This is a genomic window from Prolixibacter sp. SD074 (assembly GCF_009617895.1).
Taxonomy (GTDB): Bacteria; Bacteroidota; Bacteroidia; order Bacteroidales; family Prolixibacteraceae; genus Prolixibacter.
Genome location: NZ_BLAW01000001.1, coordinates 979281 through 997681 on the forward strand (window position 1 = coordinate 979281; position 18401 = coordinate 997681).

Here is an 18401-nt window from a genome sequence, read left to right on the forward strand (position 1 = left end):
TTCAACTAAAGTTTTAGTACTTGAGTAATACGGCCATACCGTTATAGATCTTCTCATCATTTGGAAGAATGGCTTTTTCGAGAATACGATTGAAACCTACCGGTGTAAAGGTTGAACCCAAACGTTGAACCGGGCCGTCGAGATATTCGAAAGCCTCGGAAGTAATGGTAGCCGCCACTTCAGCACCAAAGCCTGAGAATACTTTATCCTCATGGACCACCAGCGCTTTACCGGTTTTTTTCACCGATTCGATAATCGTTTCTTTATCCAGTGGAATAAGTGAACGCAGGTCGATTACTTCCACACTTTGACCTTCTTCCTCCAGCCTGTTCGCGGCACTGATACACATGTGGGTGGTATTACCATAGGTAATTACAGTCAAATCAGAACCTTCCTTGCGTACACGGGCTTTACCGAACGGAACCTCGAATTCTTCCGGAATCGGGGTTGCTGCAATCGGTGAATTGTACAGCGCTTTGGGCTCCAGGAACAAAGTCGGTCCTTTGGAACGGATCGACGTACGAAGCAGCCCAGCCGCATCGTCAGCAAACGATGGATACACAATGCGGATGCCCGGGAATGTAGACAAAGCGCCTTCGGTGGTCTGCGAGTGGTACAAACCTCCACCGATGTATCCTCCGGAAGCCAGACGAATGGTCACATTCGGGGCAAATTTACCGTTGGTCCGCCAGTATTCGTGGCTCATCTCGACAAACTGCTCCATGGCCGGCCAGAAATAGTCGGCAAATTCGGCACCTTCGACAACAATACGGATATCCTTTTTGAAGCGAGACATTCCGTTGGCTGTTCCGAGGATATAGTCCTCAGCAATCGGGCCGTTAAACACGCGTTCGGAGCCAAATTCCTGCTGCAAACCCTTAGAGACATTGAAGATACCGCCTTTGTCTTTATTGGCCATATCCTGTCCCCAAATGAAGGTATCGGGATTACGACGGAATTCCTCTTTCAGGGTACTGTTCAGCGCCTCGATTAATTTCTTTTTTTCACCTTCCTCATTGTGAAGTCCTTCCGGAAATTTTTCAGAAACGTATGGTTCAGGATATACAAAATCGAAGATCGATTCCGGATCCGGATCCGGAGCCTTCAAAGCCTTCTTATGCACATCCTTAACTTCCTGCATTGCTTTGTTGGTCAATTCATCCAGCTCCTCTTCAGTAAAGCGGTTGTAACGAAGCAACATACGACGGAATTTACCCAGCGGATCATATTCAGCCACATAGTTTAACTCTGAATCGTTGCGATAAAGTTCGTGACGGTCGGAATTTGAATGTGAATGAATACGCACGCAGTTGGCCTGAACAATCACCGGCTTCTGGTTTTCGATAGACCAGGCTTTTGCTTCAGCCATGGCATTCATCGAATCGAATACGTCCTTACCATTACAGTGAATAATGCGCAGATTTTTGAATCCGCTAAAATTGTTCGCCACTTTCCGGTTGGCTGTCTGGTCACGTTTTGGAACCGAGATTCCGTAACCGTTATCCTGTAAAACAAATACTACCGGCAGCTGCTCGTTTGAAGCACCGTTGATGGCCTCATAAACGTATCCTTCAGACACTGACGATTCTCCCTGTGAGCTGATGGAAACCCCCTTGTGTTTGTAATAACGCATGGCACGTCCAACACCAACGGCATGAAGCGAGTGGTTACCGGTACAGGATGATACGTTGTGAATATTCCACTCCGGCTTGGCAAAGTGGTTCGACATGTGGCGACCACCCGAAGCTACATCCGTAGCTTTGGAAATCCCGTTCAGAATCAACTCCTCGGCAGTCAGACCAGCTGATAGGTTTGTCAACATATCACGGTAATAAGGAAACAGGTGGTCTGTCTCCTTATCAAAAACCTGACCGATAGCCAGCTGAATGCCGTCATGACCGGCATAGGGTGCATGGTAAGACCAACCAATCGCCTGTTTCAGGTAGTTGGGGGCCTTCTCGTCAATGGCGCGACCAAGGGTCATCAGGTAAAACCACTTGGCTAAGGTCTCCTTGTCCGTCTTTTTAATATGGTAATTCTTGGGAACTTCAAGTTCGCGAAGATTCTCTTTCATTTTATTTCCTTTTGTAATAATCTGTTATCCGTTTGTCAATTAGATTTCGCGGTTGGGATCATGTTCTTCCAGAATATCGGCCACACGGCGCAGGAATTTACCACCCAACATTCCGTCAATCACACGATGGTCGTATGACAGTGACAGGAACATTTTATGACGGACAACAATAGCGTCGCCGGTCGGTGTCTCCATTACAGCCGGTTTCTTTTCGATGGTACCAATAGCCAGAATAGCAGTTTGCGGCTGATTGATAATCGGTGTTCCGATGATGTTTCCAAATGATCCAAAGTTGGTGATGGCAAATGTTCCTCCCTGCAAATCATCCGGGCTCAGGTTGTTCTTACGTCCCAAAGCAGCCAAATGGTTGATATCCTTTGTCAGACCGAGCAGGTTCTTCATATCGGCATCTTTGATAACCGGAACAACGAGATTGTTATTCTCTGTAGCTACAGCCATACCAACATTAACATGTTTGCGCAAAACAATATTGTAACCGTCAACCGATGAGTTAACGTAAGGGAATTCAGTCAATGCTTTGGCAACTGCTTCAGTAATCAGCGGCATGAAAGTAATTTTCTCGCCGTACTTCTCAAGGTATTCTCCTTTTACTTTGTTACGCCACAAAACCATATTGGTCATATCGGCTTCAACAACCGAAGTAACGTGAGGTGCCACATGTTTCGATGTAACCATGTGATCGGCAATCAACTTGCGCACGCGATCCATTTCCACAATTGTGTCTTCGGCACCAATAGAAACCGAAACTTTGTATTGCGGAGCCTGGGGAGCGGCTTTTGCTGCCTGGGCTGGCGCACCGTCGGCTGCAGGTTTTGCAGCTTTTCCTGAACCACGGTCTTCGAGATAAGCCAGGATATCTTTCTTTTGAACACGACCACCCTGACCACTTCCTTCAATCGATTCGAGCTCTTCGAACGAAACGCCTTCTTTATCGGCGATGCTGCGGACCAGCGGCGAATAGAACCGGCCCGATTGTTTGTTTACATTTCCTTGTGCTGCACCGGAATCTTTTACTGTTTCCGCTGCCTTTTCTTTGGCCGCAGGTTGTGTTTCTGCCATTTTATCGGTAGTTTCTTCCGAAGAAGTGTCCTCTTCTTCGTCTTCCCCATCCATCGAAATCAACATAACAACTTCCCCAACCGCAACCAGGTCATCTTCGTTGTATTTAATCTCTTTTACCTTTCCTGCAACCGGTGAGGGAATTTCCGAATCCACCTTATCGGTGGCAATTTCGAAAAGAACATCGTCCTCTTCAACAGTATCGCCCTTTTTGACAAACATTTTGGTGATTGTACCCTCTTGGACACTTTCACCCATCTTGGGCATAATCACTTGAAAATCAGACATTGTAATTAAACGGTTTTTATTGTGAATGATTATAAATCGATTTTACATTTTCACCTCATTTAACACACTAAAGCCTGAAAGGTTTGAAAAGGGTTCATTCTACTTTAAAAATAATGCGTAAAAATATAATGTTCAGATATCAATCAAAAAAAAAAAGAGCACCAAAATGTGGTACTCTTTTCAATCCGATTATATTGTAAATTAATTAATTGCCAACATATCTTTGGGCCGGTGATATTCGAACAAATTCTGATCAGGCCACTCTTTTACCCGGCGACAAATACGATCCATCAGGTGGCTTAAGTCGCGCGTAAAGTTCGGGCCTTTCCAGCTGCTGGTATTGGTAATAATCACATATTCGAGGCCATCAGGACGACGTTTCATGATCGCAGCCGTTCCGGGCATACTCCCCGTTCTCCACCAGTAACCCGATGCGGTAGTACCACGCCAACCCAGTGGTTCGAATCCACGCGGATTCGGAGTAGTTATTTCCCTGATACTCTCGGGCGACAATATATCCGTTACGCCGGGAAAACCATCGATGACAACCAGTAACTTCATCAATTCGGCAGGAGAAGCGACCCAACCACCGGCTGAACTCAGGAGTGAAATGTCGTTTCCACCATTTGATTTAGGAAGAATTAAACCCGAGCCATCACAAGCCTTAACCGGAAGAGAACCCCGTTGCTCGTAATACTTTACTTCGTTTGGATATTTGTTCTTATATAAATCGTGTCCAATGTGCATATCAGTAATCCCTGCAGGCAACAATACATTGGCCCGCACATAATTCTCATACGACATTCCAGAAGTACGGGCAATCACTTCGCCCAGCAACACAAAGCCCAGGTTAGAATACGAACTCATTGTGCCCGGCTTGAAATGCAACCGGTGACTGGTGACAAATTTCAAATACGTGTCGATGGTAGCCGGAAGCGGATCGCCCACCTTGCGCGCAATGACATCGGGCATAAACATCGGGTCGCCGTATTTCTGTGTCCAGCCGCCAGAGTGATTCAATAACTCCCGTACCGTAATGTCGGCCATGCGCCGATCGCGATACGGCATATATTTTTCGTCGTTGATAATTCCATCCTTGCCAAACACCTTTGAGTCGAGCGATAATTTGCCACTCTCAATGAGTTTAAAAATGGCAACAGCCGTAATCAATTTTGAAACACTGGCAATTCTGAAAATATTACGGGGTTCGGTAATGACATTATGTTCTTTATCAGCATAACCGTAGCCATGTGCAAAAACCAGCTTTTCGTCCTTCACCACAGCAATGGAAACACCGCGCAATTCATTTCTTTCCATGAAACGATCCACCGTACGCTCAATATAATCAGAGTAATCAAACGTCGATAAGTCGTTGGTAAGCCGCTCGTTAAGCGGTTTCATGTCAGGAACCGAAAAGCTGTGTTTGGGAACACCCAGGTCAGAAAAGCCAGGTGTAAAGTCAGACATGACAAACAGCAATGCAAAAATAAATCCCAATAAATACCTCATAGGCACTGTTCTGGAAATAGTATTGTGAAAATTCACTAAAATATCGAAGCACAATTAAATAGGTGCCGCAATTTTATAAACAAAAGCCTGTTCAAAAAACAGGCTGCATGTTATATAACGTTAAAATTCATTAATTCGTGTACGTACAAATGTATTTACAATTGTAAACTGCCGACTAAATCAGCAGCCGATTCAATTTTGTGACGTTTCAGGTAATCCTCTATACCTTTCACAATCTTTACCGGAGCAAGCGGATCGACAAAACCAGCCGTTCCTACCTGGATAGCAGAAGCGCCCGCCAGCATAAACTCAATTGCATCCGCAGCATTCATGATGCCTCCCATACCAATAACCGGTATTTTTACCGCCCGAGCAACCTGCCAGACCATCCGCAGTGCAACAGGCTTGACCGCAGGGCCCGATAGTCCGCCTGTAATCGTCGAAAGCACCGGTTTACGCGTCTCAGCATCAATGGCCATCGCCAGCAACGTATTGATCAGCGAGACACTGTCGGCACCCACACCTTCCACCGCACGGGCAATCTCATCAATGGCAGTTACATTTGGCGACAGCTTTACCATTAAGTGTTTTTTGTAAACTTTGCGCACCGCACGTACAACCGCTTCTGCCGACGGACAACTGGTTCCGAAAGTCATCCCACCTTCCTTCACATTCGGGCAGGAAATATTCAGTTCAATCCCCGGAATATGCTCCAGTTCGTCAATTACCCCCGCACACTCAACGTATTCTTCCACAGTAGATCCCGAAACATTCACCAACACATTGGTCTGAAATCTCTCCAGCTTTGGGTAGATTTTTTCAGCAAAGTATTTTACTCCGCGATTTTGCAGCCCAACAGCATTCAGCATTCCGGAAGGCGTTTCAGCTGAGCGCGGATAAGGATTTCCCTGGCGTTCATGCAAGGTCGTTCCCTTAACTACAAAGCCTCCCAGCCGGTTTAAATCAAAAAAATCCTCAAATTCAACTCCGTATCCAAATGTCCCGGAAGCAGTCATAACCGGGTTCTTCAGGTCAAGATCGCCTATCTTAACACGTAAATCTACCATTTCAAATCCTTTATATTAAACACCGGGCCATCTGTACAAACACACTGATGTCCGCTGGTCGTATCTGTCACGCAGCACAAGCAAACACCAAAGCCGCAAGCCATGGTATTCTCCAGTGATACTTCACAAAAAACGCCGACCGCTGCCGCTTTAGCTGCAACAGCTTTCATCATTGGCTCTGGTCCACAAGTGTAAACCCTGTCAAATATTTGTAAATTATCGTTCAAAACCAAATGGTCAGTCACACGGCCTTTCAATCCGTGTGAACCATCTTCGGTAGTGGTATACACCTGTCCATACTGAGCAAACGAATCCAGTTCCATCAGGTCATCCGCTGTACGGGCGCCTACCAGTGCATGAATATCAACCTTGGAATTGAGATTTTTCAGCTCTTGCGCAAAGAAAAGTAAAGGAGCAATACCAAAACCACCGCCTACCAGCAAAATACGTTCGTTGTTTTCGGGGAGTGAGAACCCATTTCCGAGCGGGAAAACAACATCAACTTCCTCACCTTCGGGCGTTGAAGTAAGTACATGCGAGCCTGGCCCCACATCCTTAATAAACAACGAGATGGTATTTTTCTCATAATTAACCCCGTAAATCGAAAACGGCCGGCGAAGGAAAGTACTCTGTGATTTTTCGACACGGACATTCACAAACTGCCCGGGGTTGATTTGTTCCAATTTGACGGGAGCCTGCAACTCCAGGAGATGATGGTCCCGGTTAAGTTGGATATTCGATAGAACCCTGAGGTTTTGAACAGTCTTATTCATCATCTTAAGCCACTATTTGAAGGGCAAAGATAGCCGAAAAAACTATTTTGAGGGTTTGTATGCTTTAAAAGTTTTATCGGAGTAAAATACCACAATACGCTCAATTTCGCCCAGCCCATCGTCCCAGGTATTCTTCACTGCCTTTTTCGACATATAGGTGGCCTGTTCCTCAGATTGCACCGAAGCTGGTCCATTGGCCTGTTCCGGTGCGGCTTCTAACCTTTCCGACTTTTGCTGAACAGGTGGTTTAGGTGAAATCCGGCTAACAGGTTCAACCTCCCCAGCTTCGGCAAATAAGTCAGGTTTTGTCCGGTTGTCCCACCGGGCCATATCACCCTCACCAAGCAGCAACCAGCGGGTATTTAGTCCGGGAAAAGCAGCAATCATCTTTTGAATAAAGGATGCACTGGGATTATTCCTCCCATTCAATACATGCGAAACACTGGAGCGTTGTACTCCAATATGATCAGCAAATTCGGCCGGCGACAGGCGCTCACTTTGCAAAAACTGATTGATACGTTCTTTCATTTGATTACAATTGGTTCTTAGCGTATTGCTGAAATTCACAAATAATAACAACAAATTGTGGCCCAAGGGGCGGCATTAATTTGAAGTATTTCACTTGTGAACCCCCCGTTATGACAAATGTAACAAAACAAAACAGAACAAACAACACCAGTTATGTACATCTTGCAATTTACAACTGTATCAAAAACATAAAGAGCCTATAAGTAAGAAGCTGAGGAGAATAGAATCTGTCCCATAAACAACTATCTACATTAAGTCATTGTTTTACTACCCTATAAGACCTTAATGCTTAGGTATGCTATTGATGTAAATAACCTCAGTATTCCACTTAAAGTATTGGTACTTAATATAAGTGGTAACATACTGATAAAAAGATAAATAAAGCTATAAATTGATAACGATTAGGCGTGTTTATCCGTAATTGCATACAAATGTATGCGATTACTTAAAGTATTACTTGTATTTCTGAATATAACATATTGATTTTATGGACTTAATGTGCAACTTTTTAAGTATATAATCAACAGCGATATTGTGTTTACAAATTAGACTTTCCATTAATTAACGATGTGAATTAAAATGAAATCTATGTAAATTCAATCAATTTACTTTAGTAATTTATTTATTTGTTATACAAATGTAATTAAAATTACTTGATACATATGTGAATTGAATATCGGTTGACATATGTCCGTTTGAATGTTTTTTGTTATTGATTGGATTGCCGAATTAATTGAGTATTGTAAATCGTTTTGTTGATAATTGACTTACTGAGAATTGAATGGTTTGTGGTTAACCAGGTATTGATACAGTTTTGCTGCGTAGAAATGGATATACAATCCGACAGAAGAAGCCAGCAAAACAAAATTCAGTTTTCTTCCGGTAAATGTAATCCGCAGGTCCTTTTCTGAAATTACAGTGCAGAAAAATTGATTGAAAAAAGTACATCAAAACGATAGTCGTTCAAATCGGGCATGTAACTGTACCTGACTCCCAGGTTGGCCGGCGCTTTGAATCGCAGGAAATGACAATTGGTTGTGACTTCTGCCCCGTACGATTTAAAACTAAAATCATAGTTGATTGTCTGATTATTCTGAGAAGCCAGTACTTCCGTCCATCCATAATCGTAAAACCCGCGCAGGTTGATGCGTTTCAGGTAAATCCACCTCCCCAGGTTCCAGTCCGGGTAAAGTAAAGGCAGCGTATAATCCGTTCGTAATGTAACCAACTGCCGATTGGTAAAACTCTTGTAACCGCGCGGGTACAAAATCAGGTCCGACAACATATTACCGGTTGATGAGAGCTCTTTTTGCTGGTACCCGCCGTAAATACGAATCCCATGATGACGGAAAAATCCCGGAAGATATTCATATCCTGCTGCCGACCACTCCGTTCCATAATTCAGGTTCCCAAAAGGTGTGTGCCGGAAATTGAAATCCATAATCTGTCCCCATCGGGGTTGCAGGTCACGTAAACTTTGTCGGAGTAAATTGTGAAAATACAAGCGGTAAGTAAGGGGCACGATGTTCCCCTCAAAAAACTGAGAAGGTGTAGTGGCATTATGCCGGATACCGGTAAACTCCATTTTTGCTCCCGGCTGAAGTAGCCGGTACCACTTACCGCGGGAAAAATCCAACGGAATCCGGGCATCCAAATCCACATTCCATTGATTCCAGGAAAAATCAACCAGCGAAGTATCGACACGAACGACTTCACCTGCCTGGTTGGTATAATTGGTTATCTGATAGTATTGCGATTTCCGTTTGCCATAACTTGTTTCCAGTTTAAAAATGGGAAGCCACCCTGCATATTCGAGGTTCGCATACCACTTGCCTGTCTTATCATTCACTGAATAGTCATACCCAAATTGAGAAATCATACTGCTCAGCTTATTCTGCGACATGATGGAAAAACCAGGATGGACGGAATAGTCCGTCGTATTTACATACACCGGCGCCCAACTGTGAATATCGAAAAGGTGTCCGAGTTTGCTATACCTCTTGGAAGGATAGATGGCCGGGTCCGGTTCAGTCATTTCCACGGCCCCCGGTCCTTTCTGTGCCAACGTTTGGGCCGGTTCCATATTCACTTCTTTAAGTTGCTGCGATTTTTTCCAAAGCAACGATTTCTCATTGGTCTGAACTACCCGGAAACCATCGGCCGAATAATCGGCATATACAAGTTTTTTCCCATCCGGTGAAAACTGAATATCACGGATACCGAACCGCGAAGAAGTTACCTGATAATTCTCCCCGGTCGCTAAATCCAATGCAAAAATATTATCGATACCCGTTTGGGCCGATGCATAAAACAGATAATTACCTTGTTGTACCGGCCGACGGATTTCCACATAGGAAAAAGACATGAGGTTTTTAAGCTTGCCGGTTTCTGCATCCAGTTCAGCCAGTGTTTTCCCTTTGTCGCCCAACACTACCGTGAAAATATGCTTTCCATCCTCACTCCACGATGGTGTCAGAAAATACATCCCTTCAGGAGCAGGAAAAGACTTGATAATATCACCATCTTCAGCAGAAAGCAGTAAAATGGAACTTTGGTTCTCCCTGCCAATTTCCACCGCACACAAATGTTTTCCATCCTTCGAAACCGACGGTGCAAGTACCTTTTCGTGATAACGCTGTTGCCAGGCCATTCCTTTGTTAATGTCGTATACGCGAAGCAGGGAAAATTCCCGGTGTTCCCAGCGCACATCCGGTTGCTGCTCCACCCAGTAAATCCGATTGTTCCCATATGTTATCGATTCGCTGAACCATGTTCCCGGAGCCACCAGCTTTTTTTCAGCGCCGTCCGGCTGTAGCAAAACAAACTGGCTAATATCGTTGATGGAAGTTTTCAGGGCAACCACTGTTGAGTCATTCACATAATAAGGATACCGGTAACTGGTAAAATATTTAGGATGAGAAGAGAGAACCTGAATTGGGGTCAGCCGGTTCAAACTGTCCTGATACTGCCACTTGGCTTTCAAACCGTTGAATATTTCGTGATACAGGCCAATCTTGTTCTTCCCGGTAGCTAGTTCCAGTCCTTTATCAAAAGCCGTCAGCGATAAAGGTTGCCTGGCCACCTGGTCAAGCACACCCGCCCATACATCCGCACCATAACGACTTCGGGTTCCTGCAACCAGTTGGTACCCCAGTTCATAATGATCGGGAATGAAATTCTTGTAAGACCCCAAATATGCCTTGTCGTAAGAATAGATCTTCTTTTGCAGGACCTGAGCCCGCAAATGCATTTCGAATGATGGCAATCGCCCGCGGCCTGCATGCGAGAGGGCTGTTTCGGTGGTGACAGCATCCCCTTCCAGAAACCAGAATGGCAGGTAAGCGCCCACTGCCACAGCTGCAGCTTGCTGCCCCAGTATTACCTTGAAAATACCAGGCAACTCCTCGCCGATTTTATCAATCTGCACCACATGCCTGAACTCATGAATTGCCAACTGTTCCAGCCATTTCTGCGGATACATGTCCTGTGACGGAGTGGGAAACATTTCCACCCGGGCAGGTGCCCAAGCGGCAAAACCATTGGCATGAACGGTCTTGGTATGTAATATAACGGAGATTTTTCGTGGTTGATGTTCCAATGTCTCACTGGCATAGCCGTACACTTTTTCCAGAATAAAGGCCACCTGTTCTGCTTTTTGCTCAAAATCTTCCGGATAAATTACCTGGAAATTAGGTGTGTTAATTTGCCGCCAGCGAATCGAAGCAGGATCCTGTCCGTTGATATAGTACTGACCGTAGGAAGTCATACCGCTTGCCAGCAGGATGAATAACACGAAAAACCTTCTCATATGCAGAAACAATTAAAAAGCAATACGTAATATTGTTTGGTAGAATGTGCCTCCCCTTCAATTATATGCGGGCACACTTCGCGGTCAGCCATTCTTTTACTTTTCCTGAAATAAGAGGTCCGACTTCCTGCAAAACAATACGATGATAATCATTCAACCACTCCCGCTCTTCCGTTGTCAATAATTCCGGTATCACTGCGCTTGTATCAATCGGACAACGGGTAAGCGTTTCAAATGTCAGGAACCGGCCAAACTCCGATTCTTGTCCCGGTACACAAAGAATCATGTTCTCCGTCCGGATTCCGTATTGTCCGGCCCGGTATAATCCCGGTTCGTTTGACAGAATCTGTCCCGGGCGAATAATCTCCGGATTTAAATCCTGCCGGATGCTCATGGGGCCTTCGTGCACGTTCAGAAAATATCCTACGCCATGCCCTGTTCCGTGACCATAATCCATGTTATTATCCCACAGTGGTTTTCGGGCCAGGATATCAAGTGCCACACCCCGCGTTCCTTCCGGGAAACGGGCCAGGCTCAAGCCGATCATTCCCTTCAGGACCAGTGTAAAATCATGTTGTTGCAGTTCCGAAAGCGGACCGACAGCAACCGTCCGGGTAATATCGGTCGTACCGTCAAGGTATTGACCGCCCGAGTCAATCAGTAAAAATCCCTCGGGCAATACTTCCTTATCCGTTTCTTCCGTTACGCTGTAATGAACAACCGCACCATGCTCGGCATACCCTACTATTGAGTGAAAACTTTCGCCGGCAAACAAATCCTGTTCAGCCCTGAATTCCCTTAATTTTCCATCAACCGTTAATTCCGTTATTTTCTCTTTCCCCAGATGATTCTCCAGCCAATACAAGAAGTTTACCATGGCAGCGCCGTCACGAACATGTGCCTTTTTCATTCCTGCTATCTCTACCGGGCCCTTTACAGACTTCAGTAAGTTTGCCAGTGAAGAAGTTTCCACGATGCTGCACGCTTCAGGAACCGACATATATAATAAGGCATTCGTACGGTCCGGGTCGATTAACAGCGTTTTATTCTCAATATTTTTGATAAATGAAAGAAACTCATCATAGCGATGAATATGAATTCCTTCCGGTTCCAATTTCTCATTCAGTACCCGGTCAATCTTTCCTTCCGGGGCAAAAAGATGCGCTTCTTCCCTGTCGATATATCCGTATCCAACAAAAACCGGATTGTAATCGATATCGCTACCGCGAAGATTAAATGTCCAGGCCAGTTCGTCAAGTGCCGTTATCAGGATGCCATCAGCCCCCTTCTCCGGCAAACGTTCCCGTAACTTGCTTAGCTTTTCCTTGCGGGAAGTGCCAGCGAATTCAGGCATTAGCTCATAAGCCGGTGAATTGGGAAGCGATGGGCGGCCATTCCATAATTTACTGACAAGATCAACTGTAATATCCAAAGATATGCCCTTCGCACCCAGCAAAGCTTCCAAACTACGTTTTTCGTTCACCGAAATGGTTAGTCCATTGATGCCAACCTTACTTCCTTCCGGCAGCACTTTTTTCAGCCAACCGATGTAAGGCGCATCCCCGGGTTGGCGAAGATCCTTTACCAACTGAATACCGGTTCCGGACAGTTGCTCTCCGGCCTGCAAAAAGTAGCGCGAATCAGTGGAAAGAATGGCTTCGTCCAGTGTAACTGCCACCTTTCCGTATGAACCGGTAAATCCGGAAATCCATTCCCTTGTATACCAATGTTTCGGAAGGTATTCACTCATATGCGGATCGGTGCCTGTAACGATCCAGGCATCAATTCCGCGTTGCTTCATCAAATCTCTTGCTGCTGCAAGACGTTCGGGTACAATCATTTTATTTCTTTTTTAATATAGAATTCAATAATATTCCGCATGCTGTCGGAACAAAGTCCATGAAAAGGAACAGACATAATATCATAAAATTCGATGGCCGAAATATCATCTTTCGGCTGAGCTGCCCTCATATTATCAACTTCACATACAAAAGCCAGATCAAGTGTAAAAACACTATAACCCGAGAAGACGTATTCGTTAGGAAATGAAGTCAGGTAGCGTGAACGGGTAACCGAAATACCTAGCTCCTCCCTGATTTCTCTCCGAACAGCGTCTTCGGCCGTTTCCATCACATCCACAAAGCCACCAGGTAAATCGAGCATTCCGAAGTTCGGCTCAACAGCCCGGCGTGACAACATGAGTTCCCCTTTCGAATTGAATATAAGGCAAGCCACTGCAGCCGAACTATTGACAAAATAGACGAACCCACACTCTTCGCATGTGAATGAAATCCCTTCTTTCCGACCTTTAAATTTTCCTGAACCACAACGAGGACAATGATTTATGACCTTGTGTGGATGTGTATTTGACATCATATATTATAAACTTAACAATATAATACTTGTCTGGCTAAAATCTCTCATTATTTATGGAATCAATTTGAGGACGCGCACCCAGTCGATAAGCAGGTACCTCCATTTGTCGTGTGGCTTTCCACTGACATGCATTCCAAAACCGTGACCACCTTCCGCAAAAATGTGCATTTCAGCCGGGATATGATTTTTCTTTAAAGCCAAGTAAAATTCGATACTGTTTTTCGGAGGGACCGTATTGTCATCGTCAGCTAAGAAGAGAAACGTTTGTGGCGTTTGTGGCGTTACCTGTAACTCATTTGAATATTCCTGGATCAACTCCTTCGATGGATTCTTGCCAAGAAGGTTTTCCCGTGATCCCATGTGCGCCCATTCCTTTTTCATGGTCACTACCGGATACCCCAAAATGGCAAAATCGGGTCTGCAACTCTCCTTTTCAATTGAATCGGGAGCATTCGGATTTCCATTATCGAAATGGGTTTCAGCTGTCGAAGCCAGATGGCCACCGGCTGAAAAACCGGCAATACCTATTTTATCAAGACTAATGCCCCACTTAACTGCGTTCGCCCGGACTGTCCTGATAGCCCTTTGAGCATCCTGCAACGGAATGTCGGGGTGACCATAAGGCAAGCGGTATTTTAATACAATACCGGCCACTCCGTGTTCCTGTAGATACTTAGCAAAATCGTATCCTTCGTGATCCATGGCCTCCATCCAGTAACCACCGCCGGGACAAATGACCACAGCCGTTCCACTGTTTTTTTCCTTTTCGGGCAGATAGACGGTCAGTGTCGGTTCAGACACATAACGGACCCGTACGCCATCAAAGGTTTCCTCCGCTTTGGGCGAAACATTGGGGCCAGGGGTTCCGTTGGGCCAGAGTGGGATTGTTTCCTGAGCGAATATAGGTTGGTGCATACACATGAGTAATAAAAACAGGAGAAGAAAATTTTTCATGAGAATGAATTTAGTATACAACAATACAAAATACTTAAATGTATGCCGCGTTGACCTTCAATTGCGGGATAACCAACCAGTGCCACCAGCATATTCAAAATTCCTTTAAAAATAGAAAATTCCATGGGAATCGCAGGAGTATTTTTCATCAGCAAATCCGGGGGCATAACAATTTTTAACTTAATTTTGCGGCCATGGAACTGGAATTAATATGGAAAGGATTTATCATTGGAATTGCGGTTTCCATTCCACTCGGACCAATTGGAATGCTTTGCATCCAACGTACAGTAAACAAAAACTGGCGTTCCGGTATGTCGGCGGGTTTGGGTGCTGCAACATCCGATACGATTTATGCTATCATTGCCGGTTTTAGTATGACGATGATTATTGACTTCATCACGGCACATTCCATCTATTTCGAAATCTTTGGTGCCATCATTCTCATCCTTCTCGGGCTGCACATATTTAATTCCAACCCTTCGCAGGAACTGCAAAAATTCAAGAAAAAAGGTTCGACCTATTTACAGGATTACCTCTTCACATTGCTGTTAACGGTATCCAATCCAATGGCCGTATTTGTGTTTATTGCAGTGTTTGCCGGTTCGGGACTGGCGCTGAAATTGTCGGCCCCCATAAAGTCACTGATGATCATTACCGGTATATTTGGTGGTGCTGCAAGCTGGTGGTTTGTATTGACCGGCATGGTGAACCTTTTCCGGCACAAAATTAATCTTCATATGCTTTGGTGGGCCAACAAAATTGTGGGCATTGTGATCATTATTTTCGCGATCGTATCGTTTATCTACCTCCGGTTCGATTGATTATTTCCCAGTTTATCGCGGAGAATTTCCTCAAAACGATCCGGTATCTTGCACGGTCGTCCAGTCCGGAAGTCCATAAACGCCAGGACTACTTTTCCTTCATTAATCAAATCGCCAGCGTCGTTGTAAATTTCCGAGAACAATGTAAATTTGACTTTGGGCATCTCTTTCACAATGGTGCGAATGGTAAGCAATTCATCGTAATAAGCCGGTTTATGGTAATTGATTTGAAGCGATCGGGCCGGCAGGAAAATTCGATCTTCCTCTTCAAGCAAGCGGTACGACTTATAAATTTCCCGGATCATATCGGTCCGGCCAATTTCGTAAAAGCGGGGATAATTACCATAATAAACCACCCCCATCCTATCCGTGTCGCCGTAGCAAACCCGGTATTGTGAATCGAATGAATACATATCAGTGTTACTTAACAGGTGAACCCGGCTCCTTGGCCATGTGATTGTAAGTTAGTTTATCGAGCAATGACGGGAAAAACCTGCCCAGGAAGACGGTAAATTTCCCTTCCACGAAAGTGAGAATTAACTGACGTTTCCGCTTTTTCACTGCATTGGCAATGTGTGTCGCGCACTCCTCTGCACTCATCATTTTCTCTTCGTTACGTGGTGTTTCACCTTGCGAGGTTCCGTTAGCCGTCAGCGCTGATTTTCGGACTTCGGAAGCGGTAAAACCCGGGGCTGCCACCAATACATGCAATCCTTTCTTCAGGTTTTCGATGCGGACCGTATCTAAAAATCCGCGAACGGCAAATTTCGATGCGGAATATGCTGTCCTTCCCGGCAGGCCCACATGACCGGCAATGGAAATAACGCCGACCAGCGAACCCCTGGACTGTAGCAGATAAGGCAAGGCATACTTGGTACAATATACGGTTCCGTAAAAGTTCACATCCATCACGCGATGCATTACTTCAAGGTCCATCTCTTCAAAATTGGCACGCATGGAGATGCCCGCATTGTTAATGAGCACGTCGATGTGACCAAAGTGTGAAACGGCCTGTTCAATCAGGTTACGGCAATCTGCCTCTACCGACACATCTGTTTTAACCGATAGGATTTCGGTACCCGGAAGCCCCTTTTCGAGCCCGGCCAGCCTGTCGGTACGCCGCGCGCCCAGCACCAGCTTCGCCCCGCGTGAAGCAAATTCAATCGCTAAAGCCTTTCCGATACCGGAAGAAGCGCCGGTAATGATGACAACTTTATTTTTCATAATAGAAATCGAACATTTGGAAACCGAAACGATCTTTCCCGGTTTATTTAAGGTAAACAAAAGTATGTTTTTTTAGTGAACCTGTTTTCGCCGAAAGGTAAATGTTAACGATTACGGTAAGATAAAAGCAGCAGCATACTTTTAAACAACCATAAAGCGTTGTATTTTTAGAAGTCATTAATACCCCGGCACAAATCTCGTATAACCGTAAAAAAACAAGCACGTGAAAAAAGTACTCTTAATTTTTTCGATGTTGGCGCTGATCGTTCCGGCTTTCGCGCAGTCGAGTGAGTTTAAAAAGAAAACTGAAGAATTTCATAATAAAATGAAATCGACGATGAAGGAGATGCAGGATAAGATGAGTCAGTCCTCCGATGAGCAGGCTGGGCCGGGCAACCTGGTTCAGGAGCACAAACAACTTCAGAAAAATACATCGCAGGATGAAATTGAATTCCGGGTAAACCGGAAAATCAAACAGCTGGAACTTTCCATTAACGGTCACAGTACCATCGGTAATGTCGACATCAAGCTACTGGCGCCGAAAGGAAACACCATGGCTACCATTCACATGGAAAATGGCAATTATGCCAGTTGGTCGCGCACGGTACAGGTGGAGGAAGATCATGCCGATTATATCGGCACCTGGAAGTTTATCATCAAAACCGAAAATGCGACCGGCGAATTCACCTTGCGTGCCAATGGAAATTAGCCGGTTTACAGAAGGTTACCAAATCTCCCGAAATTCACGGTTAAAAGAGTGGCAATTTTTTGTATTCATCTTTTGCATAAAAGAAAAATGACTGTATATTTGCACCGCCTTTGAAAAACAAGGGTACAACAAAGGATGACTGAGTAGCTCAGCTGGTAGAGCAACGCCCTTTTAAGGCGTGGGTCCTGGGTTCGAGCCCCAGCTCAGTCACTTTTCAGAAAAGCGTCCCCGAAACGGGAAGCTTTTCTTGTTTAACCGATTTTCCCGCTGCCGCGAAAATTGTCGGTTTTGATGCAAACTACTCCGAATTTCATGCAAACTACTCCGGGCTCCGTGCAAACTACCCGGAGACTGACGTAATGACAGCGGCGACTGTCGCAAAGTCAGTCGGCGGTAAAGAAATGAACTCACACCGAGGCGCGCAAACTACTCCGCCTTCAAAGAAATGGACAGAAAGCCGATTCGCCTTACGGATTCAGTTCTTTCCTGAATAATCTGAACCAACGCTTTCCGGATAAAAAGATGGTGATGAATGCCGTTAACCAGTACGGACAGGCCAATATTCTGTCAACGCCGGTTAATTTCGCCTACACCGAAGTATGGTCACCTAATGACACTTACGAGGATCTTGCGAATATTATTCAGAACAATGCAAAAATGGGAGCCGCTGGAACAAGGACAGTCTTAGCTGCATACATGGATTACGACAAAGCCAATTCCACCGGCTATTTCAATACGCCGGGCGTGTTGATGACCGATGCCGTTATTTTCGCTTTCGGCGGAAGCCACCTGGAACTGGGTGAACACATGCTTGCCAAGGAATATTTCCCAAACAATAATCTGTTGATGCGGGCTGATCTGAAAGAAGCATTAACCACTTATTACGACTTCCAGGTTGCTTATGAAAATCTACTTCATGCAGAAGGAGACTTTAACAATCCGGCAATGACTTCACTCGATGGGCAAATCGACATCAACAGCTGGCCGCCACAAACCGGAAGTGTTTCGGTGGTTGGAAAAGATTTGGGCTCAACGCAGGTTATCAACTTATTGAATTACATGGATGCTACCAGCCTGACTTGGAGGGATGCTTCAGGAACACAACCTTTTCAGCGTGTGATAAAAGATTTCCCGCATTATTCATCAGCCGGAGAATTGTGCATAAAACTATAGCGTTCATATTTTTGAAA

The 18401-nt window shown here is 45.1% G+C and carries 14 protein-coding genes, 1 tRNA gene and 1 pseudogene; 4 read left to right on the forward strand and 12 right to left on the reverse strand.

Going from position 1 to position 18401, the window contains the following annotated elements; genetic code table 11:
* Positions 1-13: 13 nt before the first annotated feature.
* From GJU82_RS04275 to GJU82_RS04320, 10 genes are all read right to left on the reverse strand, one after another.
* The gene (locus tag GJU82_RS04275) at positions 14-2074 is read right to left on the reverse strand and encodes a thiamine pyrophosphate-dependent enzyme (protein ID WP_153631015.1); all 2061 of its coding nucleotides are present in this window, start codon (positions 2072-2074) and stop codon (positions 14-16) included.
* A 39-nt stretch (positions 2075-2113) separates the two neighbouring features.
* On the reverse strand, positions 2114-3442 hold the full coding sequence (locus tag GJU82_RS04280) for a dihydrolipoamide acetyltransferase family protein (protein ID WP_153631016.1): 1329 nt from the start codon (positions 3440-3442) through the stop codon (positions 2114-2116).
* A 201-nt stretch (positions 3443-3643) separates the two neighbouring features.
* On the reverse strand, positions 3644-4951 hold the full coding sequence (locus GJU82_RS04285) for a serine hydrolase (RefSeq protein WP_153631017.1): 1308 nt from the start codon (positions 4949-4951) through the stop codon (positions 3644-3646).
* 155 nt (positions 4952-5106) lie between these two features.
* Positions 5107-6018 (reverse strand): dihydroorotate dehydrogenase, encoded by a 912-nt coding sequence (locus GJU82_RS04290; RefSeq protein ID WP_153631018.1) that lies wholly within the window; start codon positions 6016-6018, stop codon positions 5107-5109.
* Positions 6012-6794: a dihydroorotate dehydrogenase electron transfer subunit gene (locus GJU82_RS04295; RefSeq protein WP_228488564.1), complete on the reverse strand. Its 783-nt coding sequence runs from the start codon at positions 6792-6794 to the stop codon at positions 6012-6014. The genes GJU82_RS04290 and GJU82_RS04295 overlap by 7 nt, the downstream gene beginning before the upstream one ends.
* A 39-nt stretch (positions 6795-6833) precedes the next feature.
* On the reverse strand, positions 6834-7319 hold the full coding sequence (locus GJU82_RS04300; RefSeq protein WP_153631019.1) for a helix-turn-helix transcriptional regulator: 486 nt from the start codon (positions 7317-7319) through the stop codon (positions 6834-6836).
* Positions 7320-8232: 913 nt separating this feature from the next.
* Complete coding sequence (locus GJU82_RS04305; protein WP_153631020.1) at positions 8233-11127, reverse strand: hypothetical protein; 2895 nt, start codon at positions 11125-11127, stop codon at positions 8233-8235.
* Between the two features lie 61 nt (positions 11128-11188).
* Positions 11189-12967, reverse strand: a complete 1779-nt coding sequence (locus tag GJU82_RS04310; RefSeq protein WP_153631021.1) for an aminopeptidase P family protein — start codon at positions 12965-12967, stop codon at positions 11189-11191.
* Entirely contained in the window at positions 12964-13503 is a 540-nt protein-coding gene (locus GJU82_RS04315; protein WP_308788836.1) for an NUDIX domain-containing protein, read from the reverse strand. The genes GJU82_RS04310 and GJU82_RS04315 overlap by 4 nt, the downstream gene beginning before the upstream one ends.
* A gap of 51 nt (positions 13504-13554) precedes the next feature.
* Positions 13555-14457: an alpha/beta hydrolase gene (locus tag GJU82_RS04320; RefSeq protein WP_194830964.1), complete on the reverse strand. Its 903-nt coding sequence runs from the start codon at positions 14455-14457 to the stop codon at positions 13555-13557.
* A gap of 194 nt (positions 14458-14651) precedes the next feature.
* On the opposite strand from GJU82_RS04320, the gene GJU82_RS04325 reads away from it, so the two are divergent.
* Positions 14652-15278: a LysE family translocator gene (locus tag GJU82_RS04325; RefSeq protein WP_153631022.1), complete on the forward strand. Its 627-nt coding sequence runs from the start codon at positions 14652-14654 to the stop codon at positions 15276-15278.
* Here GJU82_RS04325 and GJU82_RS04330 read toward each other — a convergent pair.
* Positions 15260-15691: a thioesterase family protein gene (locus GJU82_RS04330; protein WP_153631023.1), complete on the reverse strand. Its 432-nt coding sequence runs from the start codon at positions 15689-15691 to the stop codon at positions 15260-15262. The two genes, GJU82_RS04325 and GJU82_RS04330, sit on opposite strands and share 19 nt — an antisense overlap.
* A gap of 7 nt (positions 15692-15698) precedes the next feature.
* Entirely contained in the window at positions 15699-16502 is an 804-nt protein-coding gene (locus GJU82_RS04335; RefSeq protein ID WP_153631024.1) for an SDR family oxidoreductase, read from the reverse strand.
* Positions 16503-16725: 223 nt separating this feature from the next.
* On the opposite strand from GJU82_RS04335, the gene GJU82_RS04340 reads away from it, so the two are divergent.
* The 3 genes and pseudogenes from GJU82_RS04340 to GJU82_RS04350 all read left to right on the forward strand — a co-directional run.
* Positions 16726-17211 (forward strand): hypothetical protein, encoded by a 486-nt coding sequence (locus GJU82_RS04340; protein WP_153631025.1) that lies wholly within the window; start codon positions 16726-16728, stop codon positions 17209-17211.
* Between the two features lie 137 nt (positions 17212-17348).
* A tRNA-Lys gene (locus tag GJU82_RS04345) sits at positions 17349-17421 on the forward strand.
* 240 nt (positions 17422-17661) lie between these two features.
* Positions 17662-18384, forward strand: a pseudogene (locus tag GJU82_RS04350) (glycoside hydrolase family 66 protein); the annotation flags it as partial.
* Positions 18385-18401: the final 17 nt, after the last annotated feature.